We start from the raw sequence: 9292 nt of genomic DNA, 5'->3' as shown, positions 1-9292 counted from the left end.
GAAAGCACGCGGGAGAGCGCGAATCCTTGACGCCCGCGGGATTGTTACGCCCTTCTTCGCGCTCTTCGCGTGAGTTGATGGGATGCCACGTGAAATATGAGATGAAATGCTCCAAGAGTGCTTTGGATTATGTGGATCTTCGGTCACCGGATACCTTTGGGACGGCTTCACCGCCAGATGATTGTGTAGTCCTGAGCACCGGTCACTTGATACCCATAGACCTCAAACTGCCATATCCCTGAGTGCAGGTTGACAGTGTCCTTCATATGCAGGTATATTCTACCGTTCACGCCGTCGTATGCATTATAGTACGGCCCAAGCACGGACCTTGGCGTGTAAATCCTCAGTCGCAGCGAGTTGGACGCGTCGCCCCAGTTCAGGTCGATGACGAGTTCCGTTGTGCCAGGGGCAACATAGGTCGAGTACCAGTTCGTCTCGCCTTGTGCGATGCTACTTATGCTCATAGGCACAGATGGAGAGTTCTTTTCGGGTATCCTCCGGCCGGGGTTGCGATGTGGTCATAACTCCTTGTCTCCTGCGCCGCGGAGATCATGATAATTGTTGCGATTCTGCAGAGGTTCATAGTGCATCGTAATGGAGTTTCTAAAATCACTACATACCTTTTACGGCCATTGCAGCTACATGTCCCATGTTCTTCAGGCTGGGTGGCCGTAAACTATATCAAACCCTGTTCCCTGACAGAAGAGCATGGATGCCTGAACGGTATCCCGCGGGAGCCCGGCGCTCTCGATCGGCGTCGTATCCCAGCCCCGCCGCGTACCCGGAGGGCAGTAGGGCTATTGGCCGTCATCAGGGATGGCCGTTGTGGTTCTATGGCCCCCTGGGATACGCATGACTCGAGGTCTGGAGTCATGAAACCAAGATTCAAAAGATATTCTCTCATCCTCCTCATGTTCATCGTCCTTCTCTCTGCTGTCCTCCTCCACTACGCCCCTCCCCCTCCAGAGGAAGGAGCGTTGGTTCTCATCCATGCCACGGAGAGAGGGACGGCGCGGATTGCGGAAGAAGATGAGCAGTTTGGGCCCCTCTATGACGAGTGTGTGGCGGTCCTCCGTAGCCTGACGCCGCCTGTTGAGATCTACGTCTCCTGGGAAGATCTCTCAAACTGGATGGACAAAGAAGAGAGTACCTATGTCCAGCTCATCCTGCCGGAACCGATGGATCTCAGGCACTCGTATCATGTTGGCGGAACTGACTCTGGCACGATCAGGCTGCGAAGTGCGGTCTTTGGGCTGCACGATCCTGGACCGTATGCTGATATCGATCTCTTTGTGATCTCTGATGCACCCGATCCTTTCAGAACGGACGGCGGTCCACAAGTGGTGGCATACAATTCAGAACGAGGGATCGGGCACCTGAGCGCTCTGGTTAATGCAACTCTTCAGGTGGATGGGGGTACATCCGGGAACTGAGGCATTACTCCGGGTGCCCGGGTGCTGTGAACTCATGGATCCCGGGTCAGGGTTACGCCGTCGACAGGATAGTTGACAGGTCAGGGGGCCCTGGCACCAGGAAGGAGAGGCCGCCGGGGTTACTCAGACGGGACCTCGCGGCCCTGGGTGGGGAGGAACCACCAGGGGGTACCGCGGTGCCCGACAGGGCGGGGGAGGTCCTGATGCTTGTTGAGGAACTCCCGGGCACCGGTGGAGAGCCTGTAGCGGAAGGTTCTCTCCTCCCGATCGACGGTGACGATTCCTTCGTCCTCAAACTGCTGCATCTGCCAGGAGACCGTCGGACCGGCGAGCCCGAGTCGTTCTGCGATCTCGTTTCGGGTTGCGCCCGGCGACCTGAGAAGGTGTGCAAGTATCGCCCCCGGGGTCTCGTCTCGGAGGTTGGCGATGATGCGCTTCTCGAGGGCGGTATACCGCTGGTTTCGTGCAAAGTGCCTAGCGCGGTTCCGGTAGTCCACGGCGGCCACCTTGCCTTCCCGGATGAGCACGTCAAGGTGGTAGCGGAGCCGCCCTCGTGATGCACCCGTCAGCTCCCGGAGTTCCCGGGTGCTGGCACCGGGGCGGTCGGTGATCTGCCGGTAGAGGTCGAGCCGGAAGTCGTCGTCGAGGACGGTGCGCCTTGTCACTCGCCGGAACCCGAGCGGCAGGAGGATGCTGAGGAGATAGAGGAGTTCGCCGGGGAAAAAGCATGCGGGGAGGACCGTGAGCATGCAGTGGAGGAGCATCACCCGGGGCGGGAGGTCCCAGAATGTGATCTCCTCAAAGTCGTGCATCTCGCCGGTGTACTCCTCCGTCATCGGCTCGACAACGTAGCGGGCTGTTGCCGTGCCCGGGATCACGAGGGCCGTAAGGGTTGCGGCAACAAAAAGTATCGTTATCCGGCTCCACCGCACCATGCTGGATCGTCGCCGGAAGAGGGGTTCAACGTTTCGATCTTCACTGCCAGGTGAACGTGTAGTCCTGGGTGCCGGTCACTTGGTGTCCATAGACCTCAAACCGCCACGTCCCTGGATGCAGGGGGACAGAGTCATTAGAGTTCTTTATCTGGAGATACAGCCTTCCGTCCACACCGTCGTATGCATCATAGTACGGTCCGAGCACAGTGTCAGGTGCGTAAATTCTCAGCCGCAGCGAGTTGGACGCGTCGCCCCAGTTCAGGTCAATGGCGAATTCCATTGTGCCAGGGGCAATATAGATCGAGTACCATTTCGTCTCGCCCTGCGTGATGCTGCCGGCGGTCATCGGGGTAAATGGTGGGTTATCTTCAGTTATCGTCTCCCCGGCCGGGGTTACGATGTAGTTGTGATTACTCGTCTCCTGCGCCGCTACGGTCGTGACCAGCAGCGCCGCGGCGACCATGATAACTGTTGCGATTCTACAGAGGTTCATAGTGCATCGTAGAGGAGTTTCTAAAACATCTATATGGCTTTTACGGCCACTGCAGCTACATGTCGCATATTCCTCAGGCTGGGTGGCCGTAAACTATATCGAACCCTGTTCCCTGATAGAAGAGCATGGATGCCTGAACGGTATCCCCGGGAGCCCTGCTCGGCCGTAGGGACAGGGTCCGGACTCCTACAGCGTGCCCGGAGGGCAATGGGGTTGTTGGCGCCCGGAAATGATAGTCGCTGCGGCTCTGCGGCCGCCGGGATACGCACAAAGGAGAAGAAGAACCATGAATCCTAGACATCTCTTTGGAATCAGCATCCTCGTCGCGGCGCTGTTGATCGTCGGCGCAATCTTTGCGCTGGCGGTAAGTGCAGAGGCAGTTCTTCCTGCGAGTACTGCTCAGGAAACACTGCGAATAGCTCCCAATAGTTCAGGGATGTCTGAAGATGAATTCATGGTCTATGCCGGGAGAATGGAGCAGAGATACGGGCCGGAGGCCGTGAGCGCATTAAGACTGCACATTCCTTACGAAACCCGGGGTTCGTCCCCGGAGCCTGCTATGACGCCGAATATCCGGTATGTATCGGCATGGAACGGTAGTCTGGAGGTCAGGAACGATGACGGCGTGGTTCTGGCCAGCTCCGACAATGCACTGGTCCTCTATGCGCTCGATCTGACCGACGAAGAGGGTAGAGAACATTACTACTGGTGGCAGTGGGGCGCTGCGCAAAACCGTGAAGATACCCGGATGGGAGATGCCTCAAACCTTCGGAACTTCTGGAGCCGGGTAGCGTTCGAGAACTCTTCATCTAACCTCTTGATCTACGCCCCCGACTCGGATATCTATGGCACTGAAGACACAGTTACATTACGGTTTGGCCTCGAGTTTCCGGGACCGGATTGCCACAGCATCAGCAGGGACTTCGTGCTCCACCAGGGCAAGATCAGGCCGAAACCTGGTGAATGCCGGGTGGGAAGCGCCGGAAGGTATGCGGTCGACTGGGTTGGAAATCATGAAGGGACGCAGTCTATCTATGGTATCTGTGAAGAGAGGCGGGAGGACAGTACGGGTTCGGCTGTTCTATGGACGTACTGCCTGACGACAAGGCAGTTTTAGGGACGGCACGAGACTGATGGCGCGAGGATGTGCTTCCCGCTCCGGGTTTTCGGGGCTCCGAATCCGGGACCGTCTGCGTTCCCAACCTTCCCCGGAGCGTGAAGTATGATCGGCGACAATCCATCCCCAACCCGGAGCAACCGGTCGACCGGCAGCGGTCTGCTGACGGTGGCCCGCAAGGAGTTCACCGACCACCTGACGAGCCGGACGTTTCTTCTCTTTGCGGTCCTGCTCCTCGTGGTCTGCATCATCCCGTTCCAGCAGGGTCTTGCCGGCTACCACGCGAAGGCTCAGGCGTACGCCGAAGGTCCCATCATCACCCCGTGGGGTGTCGAGGAATTTGGCTCCGTCCCGCCTGCTGCCGCGGACGTCTACTCCGGCCTCCCGCGGGCGGCGTTCTCGACCACCGGGGCGATCCTGGCGATCGCCATGGGGTTCGACCTCGTCTCGCGGGAGCGGCAGAGCGGTTCGCTCAAACTGCTCCTTGTCCGGCCGCTCTTCCGGGACCAGATCATCACCGGCAAGGCGCTGGGGGGCATTCTTGCCCTGACGACGCTCGTCTTTGCCGGGCTTGCTGCCTCTCTCGGGCTCCTCCTCGTTGACGGGATCGTGCCCGGCCTTGACGACCTGGTCATGATCGCGCTCTTCGGGCTCGTGACGGTTGCCTTTCTGTCGTTCTACTTCAGCCTCGCCCTGATGATCTCGACGATGGTGCCCCGGACAGGAAAGGCTTTCTTATACGCCCTGGTAGCATTCTTCGTCTTTACCGCTCTCGTCCCGGCAGCGGGAGCAGTGGCAAAGGATGTTGTTTGTGGGCCTCACCCTCCCCCGGGTACAGATTTCTCCGAACGGGACGCCTACCAGGCCCGGCTCGAGCTGGTGAACAGTGTCGTGACGGTCTTCGCCCCGCAGTGGAACTACGAACTGGTTGCAACGAGCGCCCTTGAACCGAGGCTCACCGGCTACACGTTCATCGAGGGTTCTATAATGCATCTCCCGTATGACGAGACGGCCCGCCCGACAGACGCCCTCGCGCGGTTCTGGCAGAACGTGCTGGTGCTCTTCATGGCGCCGCTCGTGCTCTTCGGGATCGTCTTCATCGCGTTCCAGAGGATGGATATCAGGTGATACATCGATGACGATCGACCTCTCCCGTGTGGCCATCATCGCACGAAAAGAGTTTGCCGACCACCTCACTGACCGGACGTTCCTCCTGGTGCTCGCGCTCTTTGGTATCCTGACCGTTCTTTCCCTGGAGACTACTCTTACCAGTTATGCGAGCATGATGCGATCGTATGAGTTCCTCCTGGAGAGGGCGCTGGAGAGGGCGGCGCATGCCGACCCCTCGCCCCTCTTTCCCCTCCCCACACCCCCGCCCCCGCTGGCGGGGTTGATCTTCCAGAGAATAGGGGACACGTTCGGGATCTTCGGGCCGCTGATTGCGATCGCCGTGGGGTTCAACCTCATCGCAGGGGAGCGGGAGGAGGACACCCTGAAGGTGCTCCTCTCCCGGCCGGTCTATCGCGACGAAGTCATCACTGGCAAGACCCTGGGCGGCGTCGCGGTGCTGGCGTTCGCATCCGCCGCGGTCTTCGCTGTGGCACTGGGCGGGGTGCTCGTCGCCGGGCTCACCGTGACCCCGCACGATGCAGTGATCGTGGTGCGCTGCTGGGGCGCCACGCTCCTCTTCCTGCTCGCCTACTTCGGTGTCGCCGTCGCGTTCTCCGCGTTCAGTGAGGATAGCGGCAGGGCGCTTGCCTGGGCAATGGTGGTCTTCATCCTCTTCTCGACGGTGGTGCCTGTCGTTGCCGTGGATGTGGCACGAACGGTCGCCGGGCCCGCGCCGCCGTGGCCCGGTGCCGATGCCCCGCCGGACGAGGTGCAGCGCTACCAGGAGGAGATGCACGTTCACGCCGCGACCTACGGCGGTGTCCAAAATATGATGCTGGCACTCAGCCCCGAAGGCAACTTCGGGGTGATGCGGGGGGCGCTGACCGGGGAGGACCTGGCAGCCTCGCTGGGCGGGGTCTGGCAGAACCTTATCGGTCTTCTTGCGTTCCCGGCGATCTTCCTCGCCGTTGCCTATGTGCGGTTCATGCGGATCGATCTGCGGTGAGCAGAACCAAGGGGTCTGGAGGTTCTGGTCAACTACCCCCCGCTTGCGCAGGGGGTCTCCTTGCCCATTCGAGATGAAACGCCGAAACAGTATGCCCCGATGCACAGACGAATATCATAGATGAGGTGTTATGGTGATACCCAGTGCCGGCAGAGAGCGGCCCACCTTGCGCGCATCTCCCCTCTAACGAGGGGCCGCGCCGGAAACGGATCAATGGTATCGCCGGATCTCGATATCAGCGGGATGTGTACAGGGTTCAGGTCGGCGTGTGTTCTCAAACCCGTGAGATGGTGATCAGGGTCGGTTTCGACTGGAGGTCGGCCGTCCCACTCATGAATCGGACTCTTCACTGCTATTTTTGGAGATCCGGCGGGCCTGAGCCGCGACGACAATTCAACGCGATGGAGAGAAACGTTATGGGGAGCAACGCCGAAGTCTCCATCGGGGAAGCCGCACGCGGTATCCCGCGGGGGCGGGGTGTCTCGATTGGCGTCGTGCCCTGACCCCCACCGCGTGCCCGGAGGGCAGTAGGGTTGTCGGCTGTCATCAAGGATAGTCGTTGCGGTTCTGTGGCCTCCCGGGGCATGCAAATACGGAGGTCGAGTAGATGGAACAAAGAATCAAAATGCGGCCACTCCCCTTACTCATAGTGGTGCTGTTAATGGCTGCGGTGGTGCCTGCAAGCGCGTACTACTACTGTTGCGCAGAGTGGGGAAATAATTATAGTAATAATCCGGATTTCGAAAATTCAAATTTAGACTGCAACGAGGAAAATGCAAAGGGATTTTACTACCAGCTTGGCGGTGACTCATCATGGTGGGGATCGTTCATTTATGGCGATGGCCAGGCCCTGGATAGACACTGGAAAGATCCCAGCAAGTCTGGAAGTGGAATTGATTACATTTACGTGGATAAGACGCATTTCGCGTTTTTTTCAGGGCACGGCTATAGTGATGGTTCAGGATTTGCGTTTGGTACCAGCCAGGATGACTTCAAGTTACATTATAACGACGCTTTGTGGGGAAATACGCAGATGGATTGGGTCACACTCGATGCTTGCTCGGTTCTGCGGGAAGATCGGCACACAAACTGGTACGACGCATTCGGCGGTCTGCACTCTATGACCGGCTTCCATACTGAATGTCACGATGTCTCGAACAGAGGTTCTAACTTCGTACACCGGATGGTTGGCACGTGGACAACCCAGCCGATCACCACGGCGTGGTTCATTGCAGCGAAAGATACAGAACCATCGACAACGTATGCGGCAGCCCTCGCCCGCGAGGGTTGCTGGTCCGACTATGTCTACGGCCACGGGGACCAGGGGACGCCCGGAACGTCGTTCCTGTATAGCAAGTACCAGTGTTGAGGTGATCAGATGAATATAAAACAAATTGGGATAAGCGCCGGAATCCTTGCGCTCCTGGGAGTACTCTGTGCCATTGGCATACCCCTGCTTCTCAGCGACGGGCATGCACCCGGCGCTGACCATTCCAACCTGACAGGCAGCATGAAATCGGGGAGTACCACAAACCTCACCTACACCCTCTCTGCTGCGTTCCCATCAACGCCTGAGACGGTCGTCCTGTACCGGGTGGTGGAACCGGAGATCACGACAGAACTCGTCTCAGCGATGGCTGAGAAGATGGGCCTGGAAGGAACGATCCGCGAGTCGCATGACCAGATCCTGCTCTCCGACGACCCCTACTCACTGGAAGTCCATACGAGGTCAGGACGCGTTGCCCTGATCGATCTTCCTCGCTGGATGAACCCAAACGGCAACGATCTGCCGGAAAACCTCCCCTCAGATGATGAGGCGGTCGGAATCGCAACCCGGTATCTTGAGAAGACCGGTCTGGTGCCCCCCGGTGCAGTCATCTCTGGCATCGAGCACCCCCGGATCGTTGAGTACGACGAGAACGGTGAAGAGATCGGCATCGCCTTTGAGGATGTTCAGGTCTCCTACTCCCGCACAATCGACGGCCGGCTGGTTGTCGGCTCGAAACTGACGGTTGAGATCGGCGACGGCGGGGATATCCTGAACGTCTACAAACTCTGGAGGGACTGCACCCCGGAGAAGGAGATAGCGGTCATTCCGCCGCAGGAGGCGTTTGAAGAATTAAAGGCCGCCGGGGTAGCGGCTGACACAGAGGGCCAGACCGTGGTTATCACCGGGATCGAACCTGGCTACTATGAAGCACCGGCGATGGATGAGCCTGCCTACCTCATCCCGGTCTACATCTTCACCGGCGAGGTGCGGGATGGGACCGCGAAGACTCCGTTTGTCAGGTATATCCCCGCGTGCCCTGACCTTCGGGAGGAGATCCCGGCGGTGAAGTGACCGCCCTGGTCACCTTCTATTTTCGGGTGAGTGCGTATGAAGAAGGTTTTGTATCTCGTCATCGCCTGTGTCGCCGTGGGTGCGCTGATCCTGGTTGGAGCAGATGTACTCTCGAATCCAGGCCTGCAAGGGGCCGGTAAGGAGATGCCGTGGGAAGTTCCGGAGAGCCAGACGCCTTGTTCGGCAGACGGTCCCCGGGAGGATACTCCCTACATCGAGATCCATCGTGTAGGGAGCAGGAGCGTCTTCCTCTATCCAGATGACTCCGGGTATCCTGCCATCGAAGCAGAATGTCGAGAGCAGATCCAGAGCATCTCTGGCCAGTATAAGATGGGGTTCTCGTCGGCAGAACTGGAGGCCATGAAACAGAACGGCACCTACGTCGCGATGAACTTCTCGGTTCCCACGACGTTTGAGACAAGTTATCTCGTTGGTGGGTTGCTGAAGGTGATCACGGTAAACGAAGCGATAATCTTTCTCGATCTCGAAGGCTATCCTGAGACCATGATCATCACGCGGGCTGATGATAAATCCGGGGTCTGGGACACATCACGCAACCGCAGGGAACTCCGCGATCTGGTCGCGCCGGTTATGCAGGAGTCGTAGAACCCGAAGGATAACGGCTCGGATGCCTGCAGATAATTCTCTCGGGAAGGAGTCGCGAACGAGGGAACGCTGCTCTCACCAGCAGGCACGATCTCCGGCTCGGGTCCGACCTCTCCATTACGGTGGATCGTCTGTTCGCCCGGCACTAGTGGAGCATTTCATCTAATATTGTCCATGCAATACCACCTTACGCGAAGGGCGCGAAGCCGCGAAGTTCGCTTGCTGGGCGGCATAGTCCCCCTCGCGTCCTC

Annotated in this window: 10 protein-coding genes; 7 read left to right on the top strand and 3 right to left on the bottom strand. The window is 58.7% G+C overall.

Features of this window, described 5'->3' with window-relative positions; translation table 11 throughout:
- Window positions 1-167 precede the first annotated feature (167 nt).
- Window positions 168-464: a hypothetical protein gene (locus BP858_RS10790; RefSeq protein WP_250317138.1), complete on the bottom strand. Its 297-nt coding sequence runs from the start codon at window positions 462-464 to the stop codon at window positions 168-170.
- Window positions 465-911: 447 nt separating this feature from the next.
- On the opposite strand from BP858_RS10790, the gene BP858_RS10785 reads away from it, so the two are divergent.
- Entirely contained in the window at window positions 912-1433 is a 522-nt protein-coding gene (locus tag BP858_RS10785; protein WP_074175800.1) for a hypothetical protein, read from the top strand.
- Window positions 1434-1552: 119 nt separating this feature from the next.
- On the opposite strand, the gene BP858_RS10780 is transcribed toward BP858_RS10785, so the two are convergent.
- Window positions 1553-2368, bottom strand: a complete 816-nt coding sequence (locus BP858_RS10780) for a winged helix-turn-helix transcriptional regulator (RefSeq protein ID WP_281767499.1) — start codon at window positions 2366-2368, stop codon at window positions 1553-1555.
- A gap of 40 nt (window positions 2369-2408) precedes the next feature.
- Window positions 2409-2861 carry a hypothetical protein gene (locus tag BP858_RS10775; RefSeq protein ID WP_074175798.1) on the bottom strand — a complete coding sequence of 151 codons (453 nt, stop codon included), beginning with the start codon at window positions 2859-2861 and terminating at the stop codon, window positions 2409-2411.
- Between the two features lie 286 nt (window positions 2862-3147).
- On the opposite strand from BP858_RS10775, the gene BP858_RS10770 reads away from it, so the two are divergent.
- From BP858_RS10770 to BP858_RS10745, 6 genes are all read left to right on the top strand, one after another.
- Window positions 3148-3978 carry a hypothetical protein gene (locus BP858_RS10770; RefSeq protein WP_074175797.1) on the top strand — a complete coding sequence of 277 codons (831 nt, stop codon included), beginning with the start codon at window positions 3148-3150 and terminating at the stop codon, window positions 3976-3978.
- Window positions 3979-4083: 105 nt separating this feature from the next.
- Entirely contained in the window at window positions 4084-5106 is a 1023-nt protein-coding gene (locus BP858_RS10765; protein WP_214166100.1) for an ABC transporter permease subunit, read from the top strand.
- Between the two features lie 7 nt (window positions 5107-5113).
- On the top strand, window positions 5114-6094 hold the full coding sequence (locus BP858_RS10760) for an ABC transporter permease subunit (RefSeq protein WP_214166101.1): 981 nt from the start codon (window positions 5114-5116) through the stop codon (window positions 6092-6094).
- A gap of 607 nt (window positions 6095-6701) precedes the next feature.
- Window positions 6702-7463 carry a DUF6345 domain-containing protein gene (locus tag BP858_RS10755; protein WP_074175794.1) on the top strand — a complete coding sequence of 254 codons (762 nt, stop codon included), beginning with the start codon at window positions 6702-6704 and terminating at the stop codon, window positions 7461-7463.
- A gap of 9 nt (window positions 7464-7472) precedes the next feature.
- Window positions 7473-8435 carry a hypothetical protein gene (locus BP858_RS10750; RefSeq protein ID WP_074175793.1) on the top strand — a complete coding sequence of 321 codons (963 nt, stop codon included), beginning with the start codon at window positions 7473-7475 and terminating at the stop codon, window positions 8433-8435.
- A 36-nt stretch (window positions 8436-8471) separates the two neighbouring features.
- Window positions 8472-9041, top strand: coding sequence for a hypothetical protein (locus tag BP858_RS10745; RefSeq protein WP_214166104.1), 570 nt, complete (start codon window positions 8472-8474; stop codon window positions 9039-9041).
- The last annotated feature ends 251 nt before the right edge of the window (window positions 9042-9292 follow it).

Origin of the sequence: Methanoculleus sp. UBA413 (genome assembly GCF_002502935.1) — an archaeon.
In the GTDB taxonomy this organism is placed as follows: Archaea; Halobacteriota; Methanomicrobia; order Methanomicrobiales; family Methanoculleaceae; genus Methanoculleus; species Methanoculleus bourgensis.
This window is presented reverse-complemented; position numbering and strand designations above follow the sequence as displayed.

Bases quoted from the DNA above. Each gene is read 5' to 3' on its own strand.
- BP858_RS10770 (WP_074175797.1), top strand. From the start codon at position 3,148: ATGAATCCTAGACATCTCTTTGGAATCAGCATCCTCGTCGCGGCGCTG.
- BP858_RS10745 (WP_214166104.1), top strand. From the start codon at position 8,472: ATGAAGAAGGTTTTGTATCTCGTCATCGCCTGTGTCGCCGTGGGTGCG.
- BP858_RS10755 (WP_074175794.1), top strand. From the start codon at position 6,702: ATGGAACAAAGAATCAAAATGCGGCCACTCCCCTTACTCATAGTGGTG.
- BP858_RS10785 (WP_074175800.1), top strand. From the start codon at position 912: ATGTTCATCGTCCTTCTCTCTGCTGTCCTCCTCCACTACGCCCCTCCC.
- BP858_RS10775 (WP_074175798.1), bottom strand. From the start codon at position 2,861: ATGAACCTCTGTAGAATCGCAACAGTTATCATGGTCGCCGCGGCGCTG.
- BP858_RS10760 (WP_214166101.1), top strand. From the start codon at position 5,114: ATGACGATCGACCTCTCCCGTGTGGCCATCATCGCACGAAAAGAGTTT.
- BP858_RS10765 (WP_214166100.1), top strand. From the start codon at position 4,084: ATGATCGGCGACAATCCATCCCCAACCCGGAGCAACCGGTCGACCGGC.
- BP858_RS10750 (WP_074175793.1), top strand. From the start codon at position 7,473: ATGAATATAAAACAAATTGGGATAAGCGCCGGAATCCTTGCGCTCCTG.
- BP858_RS10780 (WP_281767499.1), bottom strand. From the start codon at position 2,368: ATGGTGCGGTGGAGCCGGATAACGATACTTTTTGTTGCCGCAACCCTT.
- BP858_RS10790 (WP_250317138.1), bottom strand. From the start codon at position 464: ATGAGCATAAGTAGCATCGCACAAGGCGAGACGAACTGGTACTCGACC.